This is a genomic window from Pseudosulfitobacter sp. DSM 107133, assembly GCF_022788695.1.
In the GTDB taxonomy this organism is placed as follows: Bacteria; Pseudomonadota; Alphaproteobacteria; order Rhodobacterales; family Rhodobacteraceae; genus Pseudosulfitobacter.
The window spans coordinates 92075-108882 of the sequence record NZ_CP085157.1 but is presented as its reverse complement, the minus strand read 5'-3'; the positions used below and the strand labels follow the sequence as shown (position 1 = coordinate 108882).

Genomic DNA, 16808 nt, shown 5'->3' with positions numbered 1-16808 from the left:
AGCTTGTGGGAAAAATGCCGGAAGGATCCATGAATTAAACCCGCTCGATTGTGCGCCAGCCGAACAGACCCGTGGGCCGGATCAGCAGAATGGCAAGCATGATGATATAGGGCACGACACTGCCGAGCGAGCCGCCGATGATCGGATCGAGGTAGTTGGTGGTCAGGCTCTGGATTACACCGATGATGATTCCCGCCAGGACAAGTCCGCCGATCGACTCCAACCCGGCGAACAATGCAACCGGCAGTGCCGCAAAACCGATATCCGAGGCCAGAAAGGTCAGCGACTTGCCGCTGAGGAAGATCATCGCTCCTATCGTGGACAGGATTGCGCCGAGAATCCAGGCAAAGGCAATAGAGCCTTTCACCGAAATCCCCATCGAAGCAGCGACGACGTGATCTTCGGCCACTGCCGTCATCCGCAGGCCTGAACGGGTCCAGTTGAAGAACCAGGACAGGCCAACGGCGGCAACGATGGTGATGATCCCCCCGATAAGCAAGTTCATCGGAATCAGCATATCGCCGAGTAAGAGCGGCTTCAGCGGAAAGATGATCGGGAATGGCCGGACGGAAGCCCCAAACAGCAGCAGGACGACGCCACGCAGCAGGATCAGCAGGCCGACAGTCACCATCACCATCGAGAACACCGATTCACCGATCAGCTTGGTGAGGAAAATCCGTTCGATCAGATAGCCGACAAGACCCGCAAGAACCAAGGATAGCGGGATCGACAGCCACAGGCTCAGGCCGAGCTGCATGGTTGTGAACCAGACGATGAAACCGCCGATGATCACCAGTTCGCCCTGCGCGAAATTGAACACCTTGCTAGCGCGGTAGATCACGACGAACCCCATGGCCACCAGCGCGTAAAGCAGGCCGATCAAGGCCCCGGTGATGATGTCATTGATGAAATAGACCATTTTTGCCGACCTCCCTTAAATTTGCGACCGCCGCCCGGCAGCCTTCGATCCGCTCTCGACATCCGATACACGCACCTCGGCCCTGAGCACGCCCTGGCGGCCATCCTGATAAGTAACGGCAATCTCAAGGTCGATCTTGTCGGCACCGCTGTAAATAGCCTCGACGAGCGTGGCATACCGATCTTCCAGGAATGCGCGCCGGAGTTTCCGGCTGCGGGTCAGCTCGCCTTCGTCCGGGTCCAGTTCCTTGGGGAAATTCGCGAACCGCACGACCCGAGAACCTTCGGGCAGCAAGGCGTTGATGCGCGAAACCTCGCCTTTGATAAGGTCCAGAACCTCGGCTTTTTGCGACAGGTCGGTATAGGTCGAGAAGCTGATATTGTTCTCTTCGGCCCAGCGGCTGAGGACCTCCATGTCGATATTGATCAGCGCTCCGACAAAATCCCGGGTTTCGTCGCCCAGCGTCATAAGATCCTTGATGTAGGGGCTGTAGCGCAGCCGTGTTTCGATAAACTGCGGCGGATAACTGTGGCCGTTCGCTAGGCGGCGCATGTCCTTGACGCGGTCGTAGAATACCAGCTCTCCGTCATCGGTCATCGAAACCGCATCGCCGGTGGCATACCAACCGTCTTCGGTCAGCACCTCGGCGGTCTCGTCCGGTTTGCCATAATATCCGCCAAAGCCCGAGCCGCCGCGGACCTGCAACTCACTTTGCGGCGTTATGCGGTATTCCAACGGATCGCCATAAGCGGTATTGCTTTGCATCCAGCTGCCGCTTGTTTCCAGCTGATAACTTTCGCTGACATGCGCGGTCAGAAGGCCGATTTCGGTCGCGCCATAGACGTTGCGCAGCTTGACCCCCATGGCGTGGAACATGCGAAAGACTTCGGGGGCCATCAGAGCACCGCCGCTCATCGCATTTTTTGCCTTGCCAAGGCCCAAATTGTCGCGCAGGTGATGCAGCACCAGCGCCTCGGCAAAGGGAAGTCGCAGGCGCGAGGCGAGGCTGGGACTGCGCCCTTCCAAGCGTTCGACATAAACGTCACGGCCGACTTTCATACCCCAATTGTACATCAAGTTGCGGAACTTGCCCGCGCCCAACATCCGGGCCTGCACGATCGACGCAAGGTTTTCCCACTGGCGCGGACTGAACACCAGCGCGTCAACCGCCAGTTCGCGGATGTTGGTCAGCACATCTTCGGGGCCTTCGGGAAAATTGACGACCATGGGCGCGATCAAACCGATCGACAGGCCGAAAATCTGTTCCGTGACCCAGGCAGGCGAAATGTACGTCAAGTATTCGGTGCCTGGCGCGATTTCGATTGCCCCCATCACACGTGAGCAGTTGTCGAACAGGTAACGATAGCTGATGACAACGCCCTTCGGTTTTCCCGTGGTCCCGGAGGTATAGGACAGCAAGGCGGTATCGTCCGCCCGTCCGCGTTTGACGTGTTCTTCAAATCTGGCAGGCTCCTTGGCGTGAATCTGACGTCCTGCCGCGCTAAGGCTTTCAAATGAATGCAAAAGGGGATGATCATAGCTCCAAAGACCAGAATCATCCCAGTAAACGATCGCCAAGGCACCCGAGTACTTGCCCGCGATCTCGATGCATTTATCGACCTGCTCCTGATCCTGCGCCAGAAAAATCCGCGTTTGCGAGTCTTCGGCCAGATACAGGATCTCTTCGGCGTTCTGATCCGGATAGACGGACAGGACTTTGCCGCCCAATGACTGAACGGCGTATTCAGCCCAGAAATGTTCGGGTTCGTTTTCCCCGATCAACATGACGGATTCGCCCGCCGACAGGCCCAGGTTCTCCAACCCGAGAGCCAGGGCACGAACTCTGTCAATCACATCGGCCCAGGTGAATTCCCGCCAGATGCCCAGGCGCTTGTGGCGTTCGGCGAGGTTGTTCGGCATGGACGTTGCACGCGCGAGCAAAACCTGCGGCAGGGTTTCGCTGTGTGTCACTGCCGGGTCTGAAAAGACCATTGCTGTTCGTTGTTTTGTCATCCCGCTAACCCAGATATGCCTTGATCACAGCCGGGTTCTTCTGGATTTCTTCGGGCGTGCCTTCGGCGATGACCCGCCCGAAGTCCAGCACCACGATCCGGTCAGCAAGGTCCATAACAACGCCCATGTCGTGCTCGACCAGAACCACTGGAATCTTGCGCGCCTCGCGCACATCGAGAATGAAGCGCGCGAGGTCTTCTTTCTCTTCCGAGTTCATGCCAGCCATCGGTTCATCCATCAGCAGGATGGATGGTTCCTGCGCCAATGCGCGGCCCAGATCGACACGTTTGCGCAGCCCGTAGCCCAATGTGCCCACTGGCCGGTTGCGGATTGCTTCGATCTCCAGAAAGTCAATAATCTCTTCGGCGGCTTCGCGATGCTCTGATTCCTCCCGCATCACGAGCCCAAACTGGAAAAAGGCCTGGATCACATTCGATTTCATCAGCATGTGACGACCGATCATGATGTTTTCCACCACGGTCTGCCCGGCAAAGAGATGGGTGCCCTGAAACGTACGCGCCAGTCCGCGCCGGGCGATCTGGTCTACACGCAGGCCGGTAACGTCCTGCCCGGACAACTCGACACGGCCCTTCTGCGGACGATAGAAACCCGCAGTAACGTTCAGAAGTGATGTTTTTCCGGCACCGTTCGGACCGATGATCGCAAGCAATTCATCGTCGTTCACGGTAATGCTCACATCGTCGAGCGCCGTCACACCGCCAAATTTCAAAGTTGCACTGCGCACAGCAAGCGGCGATGTGACGATCCCCCCATTCGTGGTCATGACTCAGCCCGTGCCTTTTGCCGACAGCCCATGGAACGGCACATAACCTGACCGAACGGTGATCCGCAAGTGACGAGGTTTCCTCGCATTTTTCTCCTCCCACCTCTTATTTCAGAGGGCTGCTTGCCGGAGGTGCCAAGCCGCTTTCTGATACCTAACATATGTTAGAAAGTTAAATCAACAATTGAATCCGCCGCCAAGCAGAACCGCTCAGACAGTCGCGTATTCTGCGGTAAAGCTTCGAAGACCGGTTTGATCCTGGCACCAGACGGTTCCGGAGTTTTCGGCCCCTTCACTATGCAACTGCAATTCGCAGGGCAGGGTCAGCGGTGCCAGTCCCCGGAAAGAAAACCGGTGGGGCGACGACTTCAAGGCTTCCGCCGCCAGATTCAGAAGAAGCGTCGCCTGCAATGGGCCATGCACAACAAGCCCGGCATAGGCTTCGGTTTCGGTGGCGTAGACGTGGTCATAGTGGATGCGATGGGCATTGAACGTCAGCGCCGAATAGCGAAACAGCAGCACCGGATCCGGTGCAAGGCTCGATCTGAGCGTGGTGGGGTCAACCGCGGCAGGTGCGTTCTTGACCGGGCGGGGCACAGAAATCTCACGATAGACAATCGATTGCTTCTCCCGAATACAAAGCCGGCCGCCGCTCGAATACTCGTGTTCTACGGTCACAAAGACCAACGTTCCGCTGCGGCCCTGCTTGGCTGTTATATCCCCGATCACCGAGCGGCGGGTGACGGCTTCGCCGATCGTCAGCGGCGTGAAATGTGTAACATCGCCGCCGGCCCACATGCGGGCGGGCAGCGGGACAGGGGGCAGAAATCCACCCCTTGCGGCATGGCCATCGTCTGACAGGGCGGCAGCTGGCACGGTATCAAGGGCAATACACCAATGAACCCCCAGCGGGACATCACCTGCTCCGCCCCAAAGTTGCGGACCGAACGCGGCACGGAATTTGTCGATCAGACCGTGCGTCAGGACGTCTTCTTTGGTTTCAGTGCGTCCTAGCCAGGGTGCCAGCGCGTCAAGGTCGATCTCATTCATGGTCCCTGGCCTCAGAACGACCGCGGCATACCCAGGATATGCTCGCCGACATAGGACAGGATGAGGTTGGTCGAGATCGGGGCCACCTGATACAGTCGGGCCTCGCGGAACTTGCGCTCGACATCGTATTCGCGCGCAAAGCCGAAGCCGCCATGAGTCTGGATGCAGGCATTGGCCGCTTCCCAGCTGGCATCGGCGGCCAGTAGTTTTGCCATGTTCGCCTGTGCCCCGCAATCCTGCCCGGCGTCAAAGCGTCTTGCGGCCTCGAAGCGCATCAGGTTGGCGGCCTCGACGTTCACATAGGCCTTGGCGATAGGAAACTGCACGCCCTGATTCTGACCGATCGGGCGATCGAAGACAATACGCTCGCCGGCATAGGCGCGGGCCTTGTCCACAAACCAGTATCCGTCCCCGATACATTCCCCGGCGATCAGCGTGCGCTCGGCGTTGAGCCCGTCAAGAATGTGGTAAAATCCGCGGCCTTCGGTTCCGATCAGGTTCTCGGCGGGAATCTCCAGGTTGTCGAAGAACACTTCATTGGTTTCGTGGCCCGGCATGTTGGCGATGGGGCGCACCTCCATGCCATTGCCGATGGCCTCTTTCAGATCAACCATTAAGATCGACAGGCCCTGGGACTTCTTCTTGACATCTTTCAACGGTGTGGTGCGGGCCAGCAGGATCATCAGGTCCGAATGTTGAATGCGGCTGATCCAGACCTTCTGGCCGTTGATCACATAGCGGTCGCCCTTCCTGACCGCTGTAGTCTTGAGCTTGGTGGTGTCGGTCCCGGTCGTCGGCTCGGTCACGGCCATGGACTGCAGGCGCAGCGCGCCGCTGGCGATGGCGGGTAGGTATTTCTGCTTCTGCTCGTCCGAGCCGTGCCGCAGAAGCGTGCCCATGTTATACATCTGCCCATGGCAGTGGCCCGCGTTGCCACCGCAGCGGTTCACCTCTTCCATGATGATCGAGGCTTCGGTCAGACCCAGGCCCGATCCGCCGTATTCCTCGGGGATCATCGCGGCGAGCCAGCCCTCGCGGGTCAGCGCATCGACAAATTCCTCGGGGTAGGTTTCGTTCTCGCCGAACTTTCGATGATATTGCGGCGGGAACTGTGCACAAAGCGCGCGCAGGGCATCGCGCAGGTCGCCATGGGTGTCGGGGGCTGATGTCTGCATCGTTTATTTCGCTCCCGGTCCCGAGGTTTCAAGGATTTCCTGCTCGGCACGCTGCCACAGCTCATAGGAAATTGGGTTTTCGCTTTCCTCAAGGATATGGCCGACCAGCCCGATGGCCCGCGCCATCACCCCAAAGCCGCGCACGATCTTCCACGGAAAGCCGAATTCGCAGCAGATCGCGCCGATGGCACCGGTAGCGTTGATCGGCAGCATCTTGCCCGATCTCGCCTCGGCCACGCCCTGAATTTTCTGGATCAACTCGATGTATTGACCGGATTTGCCGTTCTCGGCTGCGATCTGGAACAGGCGCGGTGTGCGCGGATCGACCGGCTTGTGAACCGGGTGGCCCAGCCCCGGCACGATGGCCTTGCGGGCGTGGAACTTCTCAACCGTTTCCAGCGCTATGGCATCCAGATCGGCGCCGGTGCCGCGCCTGTCCTGCGGCAGCGCCTCGTAGAGCATTTTTGAGGCGCCCTCCATCGAGCCGACAAAAACCGTGCCCAGCCCGCACAGTCCCGCCGCCACCGCCGCCTGAAGCGATTCCGGTGCGCCCATATAAGTCATGCGCGCGGCCAGCGCCGAGGGCGTGATGCCATGCTCCACCAGGGTGATGATGATGGCGTTGAAGACCCGGCTTTCCTCTGGCGTGGCCTTGCGGCCCGTCAGTTGCAGAAAGGCGAGATCGCCTAGGTTCATGTGGCCCAGAATCTCGTTCGGCAGATCAAGGCCCCGCACGCAGATCTTGTCCGGCGTGCTCCAGGCGATGTTCGAGCTAATCTTTTCCTTGCGTTTTCCCATCAGACCGGATCCCACGAAAAGACGTCCGCCGACACTTCGAGCGGTGTGAACTGCGATCTGAGCGTGGGCATGGCGCGCTCGGCGATTTCATCCGCTGTCCAGCCCTCGCCGGAATGAACCGACCGCACCGGGCGGGGCTGGTTGAACAGGAAGATCTCGTTCTTGCGAACCGCAAAGACTTGTCCGGACACGTCAGCCGCGCGGTCGCTCATCAGGAAACAGGCCATCGGCGCAACTTTTGCAGGGGTCATCTGCTTGATCTTCTCGACCCGCGCCACCTGTTCCGGGGTGTCTGTCTTGATAGACGAGATCATCCGGCTCCAGGCGAAGGGCGCGATGCAGTTCGACCGCACGTTCCACCGCTTCAGGTCGAGCGCAATCGATTTCGACAAGGCGGCGATGCCCAATTTGGCAGACGCATAATTGGCCTGCGCCAGATTGCCGATCAGACCCGAGGTCGAGGTCATGTGAACCAGAGCGCCGCCTTCCTGTTCGCGGAAATAATCGGCGGCAGCGCGGCTGGTATTGAAGGCACCATAAAGATGGACCTTCACCACCGCATCGAAATCCTCGTATGTCATCTTGTGGAAAAACCCGTCGCGCAGGATGCCTGCGTTGTTGACCACCGCGTCAATGCGACCGAATTCCTTGACACCGGCCTCGATCATCGCACGCGCGGCCTCGGGGTCGGTGACCGAACCGCCATCGGCGATCGCATCACCTCCGGCGGCTTTGATCTCTGCGACGACGGCCTGAGCGGCGCTTTCGGTCTGGCCGGTGCCTTTCAGGGACGCCCCCAGATCATTGACTACCACCGCCGCCCCTTCGGACGCCGCCATCAGCGCGATATCGCGGCCGATACCGCCACCCGCGCCGGTGACCAGAACCACTTTTCCGTCAAGCGCCTTCGCCATCTTCATCCCTCCTCAGTTTGCCTTGCGGTACTTGTCGAGCCCGCCGGTATGCATGACCCGGCCCATGAGAGGCACGCCGATGATCTCTTCCGCCTTGACCGCCGCTGCGATCAGCTTGTCCAGATCAATGCCGGTTTCGATGCCAAGCTCGTGGCACAGGAACACCGCATCCTCAGTGCAGACATTTCCTGCGGCGCGGGCGTGGCCGTGGCCCGCGAAAGGACAGCCGCCAAGACCGGCGACCGAACTTTCGAACATGTCCACGCCCATCGACAGGGCGGCATGGAGATTGGCGATGCCAAGCCCGCGCGTGTCATGAATATGCATCCCGATGCGGGCACTGGGTGCCAGTTCCCGCAGCGCGCCGATCATTCGTTTGACAGCCTCGGGGTTGCCCCAGCCCATTGTATCGGCGATCACAAGGATCGGTACGGGGATGTCCTCTTCTTCGCACAGCTGAAGAACGAAGCGGAAATCGTCCAAGATGCGCTCTTGCGGGATGGGGCCTTCGAGGTTGCAGCCGAAGGCCGTCATCACATAGGCCGCGTCGATCGTATATCCCTCTTCCTTGTAAAGGCGAACCCAGTCGCGTTGTTTTTCCCGCATTTCCGCGGAGGAACAATTGTTGTTCGATTGGGCAAACGCCTCGGAAGGATATAACAGCAGGCGCGGGTCGATATCGACCTCATGCGCCGTCAGGGCCTTGCGAAACCCTTTGTCGTTCAGCCATAGTGACGTGTAATTCACGCCCGGCTTGCGCTTGATACGCTGGAACAACTCCCCGGTGTCCGCCATCTGCGGCACGTATTTCGGGCTGACAAAGCTGCCGACCTGAATGCGCTTCAGACCGGTGTCGCTGAGCATATCGATCAGTTCGATCCGCTGTTCGATCGGATAGATCTTCTTTTCGATCTGAAAGCCCTCGCGCGGGCCTTCCTCACGAAATTCGACGAATTTGGGAAAGTCGCTCATCTCATAGCTCCTCGGATGGCAGTATCTCGGCGATGACCTGGCCGCGATTGACCATGTCACCATTCGAGACGGATATCTTGCTGGCGGTACCGGCTGCGGCAGCGCGGATCGAGATTTCAAGTTTCATTGATTCCATGACCGCGATCACGTCGCCTGCGGCGACGGGTTGACCGTCGGTCACCTTGATCTCGACGATCATGCCGGTTAGCGGCGAGACCACGGCGCGATCCGCTGCCGCATCGCCGCCGGCAAAGGTCAGCGGCGTGGCCGGGCGAAAGATCAGCCGACCTTCGGGCGTGTCCATCTCAATCACCCCGGCGTGGAGCCGCGCGTCGATCAAAAGGACGGTATCGCCCTCGCTCAGGCGCCATCGACCCGGCGTGATTTCACGCGCGGTCAACATGGTAGCATCGCCGTTTTCCGAAATAACGGTGTATTTGTCACCCGGTTTGACAGGGCCGACGCGCAATTCCTCCGATGCACCGGCGGAATCGGTGAGCGTCACGCGCTGTCCCGCCTCAACCGCATCTCCACCCAGGCCAAGCCGCCAGCCGGTGAAGGTATCGCGGTTGCTCCAGGGATCCACGTCCGCATCGCGGCGCGACGTTGCCACGAACAGAATCGCGGCTGCCGCCTTCCACCGCTCGGGGCGGGTAAGGGGGGGCGGCTGTGTCAGCGCGTCAAGCTGGCCGTCGATCCAGCGCGTATGAACCTGCATCTGCCCGAATTCGGGGTTTCGCGCTAGCGCCGTCAGAAAGGCACGGTTAGTTTCCACACCCTCCACCGCGATATGGTCCAGCGCCGTCGCCAGCCGCGCCAAGGCGGTTTCCCGGTCGGGCGCGTGAACGATCAGCTTAGCGATCATCGGGTCGTAATAGGGCGTCACCGCGTCGCCTTCTTCGACACCGCTGTCGATCCGCAGGCCGCCGGGCAGGCTGAGCGTGGTCAGCGTGCCCGTCGAGGGGGCGAATTGCATGGCCGGGTCTTCGGCATAAAGCCGCGCCTCGACGGCGTGGCCGTTGATCCGCAGATCCTCCTGAACAAGCCCCAAGCCCGCGCCCTCCGCAATGCGCAGGTGCAACGCGACCAGGTCCAGCCCGGTGATCGCCTCTGTGACGGGGTGTTCCACCTGGATGCGCGGGTTCACCTCCAGAAAGAAATACTCGTCCCCCGCGACCAGAAATTCGACCGTGCCCAGGCCGCGATAATTGAGCGTTTCGCCCAGGCGCACCGCGTCATGCGCGATCTCGTCAAGAAGCGCGCGAGGCAAGCCCCAAGCCGGGGCCTCTTCGATGACCTTCTGGTGGCGGCGCTGAAGCGTGCAGTCGCGCTCGAACAGGTGCAGCACATGGCCCTTGCCGTCGCCCGCGATCTGCACCTCGACATGGCGTGCCTCGGGCAGGAAGCGTTCCAGCAGAAGGCCCTCGGAGCCAAAGGTGGACTTTGCTTCGCGCAGCGCGCCCTCGATGTCCTCCACAAGCGTGGCTTCAACCGTCACGAGCCGCTGCCCGCGCCCGCCGCCGCCGCCGACCGCCTTGAGCAGCACCGGTAGGCCCATCTTGCGCACTTCCTGTGCGATTTCCTGCGGGTTGGAGCGCGCGCCCTGGGCGCCCGAGACAACCGGAATGCCGGCAGCAACCGCCGCGTCCTTGGCGCTGGCCTTGTCGCCGAAGCGTTCCAGCGTTTCCGGTGTCGGCCCCATGAAGATCATGCCTGCGGCTTCGACCGCGCGGGCGAAATCTGCGTTCTCTGCCAGAAAGCCGTAACCGGGATGGATCGCATCGGCGCCGACGGATCTGGCGGCGGCGATGACTGCGTCGATCTTCAGATAGCTCTCGGATGCGGGACCGGCACCGATGCAGACAGATTTGCCGATCTCACGGACGTGAAGGGCGTTGGCGTCGGCCTGCGAATGCACGCCAACAGGGGTGATGCCGCTGGCCCGCGCGGTGCGTGCGATTCGGCAGGCGATTTCGCCGCGATTGGCGATAAGAAGCGTTTTGATTTTCATGGTTTGCGCCTCACATCCTGAACACGCCGAAATGCGTTTCGACCTTGGGCCTGCGCGAAGCGATGTCCAGCATCAGCGCCATGACGTCCCGGGTCTCGGCAGGCTCGATCACGCTGTCGATCCAGAGGTTGGAGGCGAAATTGTAGGCCCCCTGGAAATCTTCGTATTCCTTGCGGATTGGTGCCTTGAAGGTTTCCTCCTCCTCGGGTGTCCATTTCTTGCCTTGGCGTTCGTTGATCTGGGCGCGCACCTGCGCTAGCACGCTGGCGGCCTGTTCCGGCCCCATGATCGCGGACCGGCCCGTGGGCCAGGCGAACATCGCGTCCGGCTGGAACGGGCGGCCAAGCATGGCCAGGTAACCCGCCCCGTAAGAGCCGCCGGTGATGATGGTGAACTTCGGCACCCGCGCCGAAGACATGGCGGTGATCATCTTGGCGCCCGCCTTGGCAATGCCCATCTGCTCGACGTCGCGGCCGACCATGAAGCCGTTCACATCCGCGAGGAACAGCAGCGGGATATCGCGCTGGACGCAGAGATTGATGAAATGCGTAGCCTTCAGCGCGGCCTCGACAAAGAGCACGCCGGTGTTGGCCAGGATGCCGACCTCGTGGCCATGGATTCGGCCCCAGCCGGTCATGAGGGTGTCGCCGAAAAGTGGCTTGAACTCGTGAAAATCGCTGTCATCGACAAGGCGCGCAACAATCTCGCGGTTGTCGGTCGGCACCCTTGGGTCTCGGCTGACGACGCCATAGATCTCCTCGACCGGATAGGCGGGGGGGCGCGGCGACGTCGGCGTCTTGCGCGGCTGCGGTTTTTCGCCCAGGTGGCTGACGATTTCGCGGGTGATGGCCAGCGCGTGCGCGTCATCCTCGGCAAGATGGTCTGTCACGCCGGAAACGGACGAATGCATCTTGCCGCCGCCCAGCGTTTCGGCATCGACCTTTTCGCCGGTCGCAGCAAAGGTCAATTCTGGCCCGCCCAGATACATGAAGCCCTGACCGCGCACGATCACCACCTCGTCGCAAAGCGCCGGGATATAGGCGCCGCCCGCGGTGCAGGGCCCCATGACCACGGCGATCTGCGGTACGCCATCGCCCGACATGCCGATCTGTTGATGGAAGATTGAGCCGAACTGCCCCTCATCGGGAAAGATACTCGCCTGCTCCGGCAGAAACGCCCCGCCGGAATCGACCAGGGTGATCACCGGAAGACGGTTTTTCCAGGCGATTTTCTGCGCCCGGACGTGTTTGCGGCAGGTCATGCCGAAATAGGTGCCGCCCTTCACGGTAGCGTCATTGGCGATTATCATGCACTGACGTCCCTCGATCACGCCGATGCCGGTGATGATCCCTGCACCGGGTGGCACGCCTTCATATTTGTTCAGCCCGGCGAGTTCTCCGATTTCGAGAAAGGGCGTTCCCGGATCGATCAGCCGCTCGACCCGTTCGCGCGGCAGGATCTTGCCTTTGCTGACATGCCGTTCCCGCGCATTTTCCGGGCCGCCGACGCGTTGTAGCAGCCGAAGCGCATGCAGTTCGCCGACCTTTTCCCGGTAAAGCGCATCGTTTTTCCGGAAGTCGTCGGACCCGGTGTCGAGAAGGGATTTCATTTTCGTCATGGCAGGTCCGGGTACTTTCTGAGGACAAAGGCGACCTTAGCTGCGCCGGGTTTTTCAAACGTATCCGGCGCGACCAGGCGAATGTCGGCCCTGAAAACGAGGGCATCGCGCAAGCGCTGCTCAATCTTATTCTTGAGGGCGTTGTCATCAGATGGATCGCGACCGGGACCGCGTTCGACGATCACTTTCAGCGCGCCCTGAGTAGTGTGGCCTTCGAAATCTGCCACGATCCGCATGACACCATTGGTTTCGGGCACCATTTCTGTGATCACGCTGTTGATCGCCGAAGGAAACACATTGGCCCCGCGCACAATCAGCATGTCGTCGGTCCGACCGGTGCAACGGATCTTGGGGCCGGTGCGGCCGCAGGAGCACTCGGTGTCGATGACCTCAATATAATCGCCCGACCGGAACCGCACCAGCGGGCTTGCCCGCCGGCCGATCGCGGTATAGATCATCTCGCCCTCGGCGCCTTTTTTCCAAGGAATGATCTCGCCACTTTCGGGATTGAGCAGTTCGGTGATGATGTAGTCCATGTTGACCATATGCATGCCCGATTGCGCGTCGCATTCGGCCCAATAGGTCACGCCCAGATCGGTGCCCCCCAGCATCTCGGTGCATTTGGCACCCCAGGCCGCTTCGATCTTGGCGCGGATCGCCGGGATGCCGCCGCCCGGTTCGCCGCCCACGATCACCCGCTCGACGCCCAGCTCGCTGGCCTTGCAGCCAAGCACTTCCGGAGCCTTTTCGGCCAGATGCAGAACGAAGTTAGGTGCGCCGACGATACAGCGCGGGCGCGTGTCCGCACAAGCGCGCAGCAACCTTTCCGCGCCGCCATCAGCCCCCACCGGCACGTCGATCGCACCCATGTATTGCAGTCCCTGCATCACCGGGATGCCGCCGACAAAGCCCTTGGCCAGCGAAAACGCATGCAGCACCATGTCGCCGGGCCGCACGCCGTTGGCAAAGAAACAGCGCGCCGTCATCTCGTGCCACATCTCGGCGTCGGATTCGGTCAGGGCCACATATGCGGGGCTGCCGGTTGTCCCCGACGAGGCCTGCATCTGGATGATGTCGGCCATCGGCGCGGCGCGGTGCTTGCCGAAGGGCGGCTCTGCCGCGAGGCTTTCGCGAATCTCGGTCTTGTATGTGTAGGGCAGCTTTTGCAGGTCTTCGATGGTGCGGATATCGCCGAATTCCACACCGGCCTCGGCGAACTTCTCCTGATAGAAGGTCGAGTTCGCCTTGAGATAGGCCATTTGATCGCGCAGCCGCTCTTCCTGAATGCGGCGCACCTCCTCGAGCGGCGTGCCCTCGACTGGGTGCCAGAAGTGATCGTTTACCTTGTCGGCGGCATCCTCCCGCCGGAAGCGCATTCCATATTGCATATTATCCTCCATTCCCGGCCGGGCGATCAATAGGACCGCGGCAGACCCATGACCTTTTCGCCGATGAAGCTGAGGCACAGCTCGCGGTTCACGGGTGCCGTACGCAACAGGCGCACCAGCGGATACATCTCGTAGAGTCCGGTATCCTCGGTGAAACCCGATCCGCCATGCGCCTGCAGTGCGGCGTCCACCGCTTCGATCCCGGCTTCGGCGGCGAAGTATTTGGCCATGTTCGACGAGGCCCCCGCGGGCAGCTTGTTGTCGAACTCCCACGCTGCGCGACGGGTCATCAGGCTGGCCATTTCAATGGCGGTGTAGGCCTTGGCCATCGGGTGCTGCACACCCTGGTGCGCCCCGATGGGTTGACCGAAGACATTGCGTTCGGACGCATAGGCCACACCTTTGTTCAGGGCGAAGCGGCCGATGCCGCAGCATAGTGCGGCCAGGATGATGCGCTCGGGGTTGAGGCTGTCGAACAGGATGGAAAACCCTTCGTCCACTTCGCCGACCACGTCCTCGGGACCCAGATCCACCTCGTCGAAAAACAGGGTCCACTGTTCTTCGGGCAAGGGGATCGAGATCTTCACCCGTTGTTGCGCGACGCCCTTCTTTTTCAGGTCCACGGCAAAAAGGGTGAACCCGTCGGTCTTGCGGCTGACCTCGGTGTGCGGCTTGGTCCGCGCCACAACCAGGCAATAGTCGGACACATCGGCCCCGGTGATGAAGGTCTTTTCCCCCGTCAGGCTGAACCGGTTGCCCCGGCGCTTGGCCAGCGTGGTGGACTTCATCGTGTTCGACCCGGCCCCCGGTTCGGTGATCGCGAAACAGAACTGGATTTCGCCCCGGCAGGCGGCTGGAAGCAGCTCTTTCTTGTGGAACTCGGTGCCGTGGCTGGCGATATGGGCCAGCGACATGGTCGGGCCGACCACCATCATCAGCAGCGGAATGCCGTGATTGGCCGTGCCTTCCATGAACAGGGCCATCTCGGTCATGCCAAGCCCGGCACCGCCGTATTCTTCGGGAACCATGATGCCCAGAAAGCCGTCATCGGCAATCTTTTGGAACATGTCCCTGGGAAATTCATGTTTCCGGGCATGCCGCAGCCAATAATCGTTGTCGAATTCTTGCGCCAACTGACCGCCGTATTCGTAGATCTGGCGTTGTTCGTCGTTCAAAGTGAATTCCATGTTTTCCTCAAGTCTTGAATTCGGGGGCGCGCCGGTTCTCGAATGCGTCGAGCCCCTCGGCCACGTCATCACTGGGCAGCGCGCGCACGGCGGCGTCACGCTCCAGCCGCATTTGCTGGTCGATGCCCAGGTCCGCACCTTCCCGTGCCAGCCGCTTCATCTCGGCGATACCGGGACGCGACCGGGTCGCGATCTTTTGGCAGTATTCCAGCGCGGACTTGTGCAGATCCGCTTCCGGCACGATGTAATTGACCAAACCCGCCTCTTTGGCCTCCTCGGCCTTCAGCCAGCGAGCCGAAAACATCAAGTCAAGCGCCCGGCGTTGTCCCATCAGCCGCGTCAGCCGCTGCGAACCGCCCCAACCGGGTATCAGACCAAATTGCGCATGCTGATCGCCGAACTGCGCCGTTTCGGCTCCGAAACACACGTCACATGCTAGCATTAGTTCGACCCCGCCGGCCAAACACAAGCCCTGCACTGCCACTACGACAGGGAGGGAGGAGGATTCGAGTGCGCGCAGGTTGTTCATGCCAAAGGCGATGAAATGGTCCAGCGCGGCGGGATCGTTCAGTTTGCCCTTCACCTCAGTCAGATCGGCTCCGGTGCAAAAATGTTTGCCCTGTGCCCGGATCAGGATCGACCGAACATTCCGTTCGGCCTCGAACCTGGCGCGCGCGTTCGAAATGCATTCATGCACCTTGAGCGACAAGCAATTGAACTTCTCTGGTCGAGCCAGCTCGATGATGCCGACGCTACCTTCGATGGTTACGGCGACGGGAGCGCTCATTTCGCTACTCCCTTCGCCTTCTTGTCATACTGCAGCGCCAGCCGCCCGACCTTCTCGCGGGCAATCACCAGCTTCTGGATCTGCGCGGTGCCGTCGCCAATCTGCAGACCGAGCACGTCGTTGTAACGCTGATGATGGGGCAGGTCGGTGGTGTATCCGTAATGCCCGTGCAGGATCAGACACTGGTGAATGATCTCGCAGGCGGTCTTGGGCAGATACCACTTGCACATCGCCGCCTCGGAGGTATGGGGCAGGCCCCGGTCGCGCAGGTCTAGTGTGTAGTAGCAAAGCTGCCGCATCATGGTAAGTTGCGTCTCGGCCTCTGCCAGCGGGAAGCTGACGCCCTGATATTGCACGATGGGGGCGCCGAACGCCTCGCGTTCCCGGACATAGGCCCAGGTTTCGTCCACCGATGCCTGTGCCGCGCCCAGGCATTCCAGTCCTATCAGCGCGCGGGAATAGTCGAACCCCGCCATGATCGTGCCGAAAGCGCGGTCCTGTTCGGCCATCATGCTTTCGGCCGGCACAAACACATCGTCGAAAAACACTGATCCGCGTCCGACCGGCTTGGTGCCGATGTCGTCGAAATGGGTACGCTTGATGCCCTCCTGGTTCAGATCGACAAAAAACGCGCTGACCCCGCGTGAGCCGCCGTCCGGATCGCCGGTACGCGCAAAGACTACCGCCGCATCGGCTTGGGATGCAAAGCTCATCGAGGTCTTCTCGCCGTTCAGCCGCCAGCCGTTGCCGGACTTCGTGGCCTTGAGGATCAGGTTCGCCGCGTCCGAACCGCCGCGCGGTTCGGTCAGGCCCAAGCCAATGACGGCCTCCCCCGAGACTACCTTGGGCACCCATTCCGAAGCGATCTCCTGGGAAGCATGCTTGGCCACCATCCCCCCCATGAGAGAGCCGAGGAGCTGAACATAGCTTGCGTTGAAATCGGCATAGGCGATTTCCTCGACGATCAGCCCGGAAGTAACCGAACTTTCGCCAAGTCCGCCGAATTCCTCCGGCAGATCGGCACCAATTAGTCCAAGCGCGCCCATGTCGCGGATCAGCGCTCGGTCAAACGTGTGGCCGCTTGCGCGCTCCTGATAGCTGGGCGCCAGTTTTTCAGTGGCGAATCTCTTGGCGGTTTCGCGAAACGCCTTTTGATCCTCTGTTGGCTGGAATTGCATCGGCGCTCCTCCCC

The 16808-nt window shown here is 60.8% G+C and carries 14 protein-coding genes; all 14 read right to left on the bottom strand.

Annotated elements, in window-relative coordinates:
- Positions 1–34 precede the first annotated feature (34 nt).
- A complete protein-coding gene (locus DSM107133_RS21675) occupies positions 35–883 on the bottom strand; it encodes a branched-chain amino acid ABC transporter permease (RefSeq protein ID WP_240310595.1) in 849 nt (282 codons plus the stop codon).
- Between the two features lie 51 nt (positions 884–934).
- Complete coding sequence (locus DSM107133_RS21670) at positions 935–2839, bottom strand: AMP-binding protein (RefSeq protein ID WP_240310596.1); 1905 nt, start codon at positions 2837–2839, stop codon at positions 935–937.
- Positions 2840–2936: 97 nt separating this feature from the next.
- Positions 2937–3716, bottom strand: coding sequence for an ABC transporter ATP-binding protein (locus DSM107133_RS21665; RefSeq protein ID WP_047998046.1), 780 nt, complete (start codon positions 3714–3716; stop codon positions 2937–2939).
- A 210-nt stretch (positions 3717–3926) separates the two neighbouring features.
- Complete coding sequence (locus tag DSM107133_RS21660; protein ID WP_047998045.1) at positions 3927–4766, bottom strand: MaoC family dehydratase N-terminal domain-containing protein; 840 nt, start codon at positions 4764–4766, stop codon at positions 3927–3929.
- Positions 4767–4777: 11 nt separating this feature from the next.
- Complete coding sequence (locus DSM107133_RS21655; protein WP_047998044.1) at positions 4778–5941, bottom strand: acyl-CoA dehydrogenase family protein; 1164 nt, start codon at positions 5939–5941, stop codon at positions 4778–4780.
- Between the two features lie 3 nt (positions 5942–5944).
- On the bottom strand, positions 5945–6739 hold the full coding sequence (locus DSM107133_RS21650; protein WP_047998141.1) for a citryl-CoA lyase: 795 nt from the start codon (positions 6737–6739) through the stop codon (positions 5945–5947).
- Complete coding sequence (locus DSM107133_RS21645) at positions 6739–7653, bottom strand: SDR family NAD(P)-dependent oxidoreductase (RefSeq protein ID WP_082135449.1); 915 nt, start codon at positions 7651–7653, stop codon at positions 6739–6741. Before DSM107133_RS21645 ends, DSM107133_RS21650 begins: the two co-directional genes overlap by 1 nt.
- A 12-nt stretch (positions 7654–7665) precedes the next feature.
- Positions 7666–8625, bottom strand: a complete 960-nt coding sequence (locus DSM107133_RS21640) for a hydroxymethylglutaryl-CoA lyase (RefSeq protein ID WP_047998042.1) — start codon at positions 8623–8625, stop codon at positions 7666–7668.
- Position 8626: 1 nt separating this feature from the next.
- Complete coding sequence (locus DSM107133_RS21635; RefSeq protein WP_047998041.1) at positions 8627–10636, bottom strand: biotin carboxylase N-terminal domain-containing protein; 2010 nt, start codon at positions 10634–10636, stop codon at positions 8627–8629.
- Positions 10637–10646: 10 nt separating this feature from the next.
- Positions 10647–12254: a carboxyl transferase domain-containing protein gene (locus DSM107133_RS21630; protein ID WP_047998040.1), complete on the bottom strand. Its 1608-nt coding sequence runs from the start codon at positions 12252–12254 to the stop codon at positions 10647–10649.
- Entirely contained in the window at positions 12251–13642 is a 1392-nt protein-coding gene (locus DSM107133_RS21625; RefSeq protein ID WP_047998039.1) for an AMP-binding protein, read from the bottom strand. The genes DSM107133_RS21630 and DSM107133_RS21625 overlap by 4 nt, the downstream gene beginning before the upstream one ends.
- A 26-nt stretch (positions 13643–13668) precedes the next feature.
- On the bottom strand, positions 13669–14829 hold the full coding sequence (locus tag DSM107133_RS21620; protein ID WP_047998038.1) for an acyl-CoA dehydrogenase family protein: 1161 nt from the start codon (positions 14827–14829) through the stop codon (positions 13669–13671).
- A gap of 7 nt (positions 14830–14836) precedes the next feature.
- The gene (locus tag DSM107133_RS21615; protein WP_047998037.1) at positions 14837–15616 is read right to left on the bottom strand and encodes an enoyl-CoA hydratase/isomerase family protein; all 780 of its coding nucleotides are present in this window, start codon (positions 15614–15616) and stop codon (positions 14837–14839) included.
- On the bottom strand, positions 15613–16794 hold the full coding sequence (locus DSM107133_RS21610; protein WP_047998036.1) for an acyl-CoA dehydrogenase family protein: 1182 nt from the start codon (positions 16792–16794) through the stop codon (positions 15613–15615). Before DSM107133_RS21610 ends, DSM107133_RS21615 begins: the two co-directional genes overlap by 4 nt.
- Positions 16795–16808: the final 14 nt, after the last annotated feature.

Coding starts and splice junctions, on each gene's coding strand:
- DSM107133_RS21670 (WP_240310596.1), bottom strand. CDS start 2,839: ATGCCGAACAACCTCGCCGAACGCCACAAGCGCCTGGGCATCTGGCGG.
- DSM107133_RS21665 (WP_047998046.1), bottom strand. CDS start 3,716: ATGACCACGAATGGGGGGATCGTCACATCGCCGCTTGCTGTGCGCAGT.
- DSM107133_RS21660 (WP_047998045.1), bottom strand. CDS start 4,766: ATGAATGAGATCGACCTTGACGCGCTGGCACCCTGGCTAGGACGCACT.
- DSM107133_RS21655 (WP_047998044.1), bottom strand. CDS start 5,941: ATGCAGACATCAGCCCCCGACACCCATGGCGACCTGCGCGATGCCCTG.
- DSM107133_RS21650 (WP_047998141.1), bottom strand. CDS start 6,739: ATGGGAAAACGCAAGGAAAAGATTAGCTCGAACATCGCCTGGAGCACG.
- DSM107133_RS21645 (WP_082135449.1), bottom strand. CDS start 7,653: ATGGCGAAGGCGCTTGACGGAAAAGTGGTTCTGGTCACCGGCGCGGGT.
- DSM107133_RS21640 (WP_047998042.1), bottom strand. CDS start 8,625: ATGAGCGACTTTCCCAAATTCGTCGAATTTCGTGAGGAAGGCCCGCGC.
- DSM107133_RS21635 (WP_047998041.1), bottom strand. CDS start 10,636: ATGAAAATCAAAACGCTTCTTATCGCCAATCGCGGCGAAATCGCCTGC.
- DSM107133_RS21630 (WP_047998040.1), bottom strand. CDS start 12,254: ATGACGAAAATGAAATCCCTTCTCGACACCGGGTCCGACGACTTCCGG.
- DSM107133_RS21625 (WP_047998039.1), bottom strand. CDS start 13,642: ATGCAATATGGAATGCGCTTCCGGCGGGAGGATGCCGCCGACAAGGTA.
- DSM107133_RS21620 (WP_047998038.1), bottom strand. CDS start 14,829: ATGGAATTCACTTTGAACGACGAACAACGCCAGATCTACGAATACGGC.
- DSM107133_RS21615 (WP_047998037.1), bottom strand. CDS start 15,616: ATGAGCGCTCCCGTCGCCGTAACCATCGAAGGTAGCGTCGGCATCATC.
- DSM107133_RS21610 (WP_047998036.1), bottom strand. CDS start 16,794: ATGCAATTCCAGCCAACAGAGGATCAAAAGGCGTTTCGCGAAACCGCC.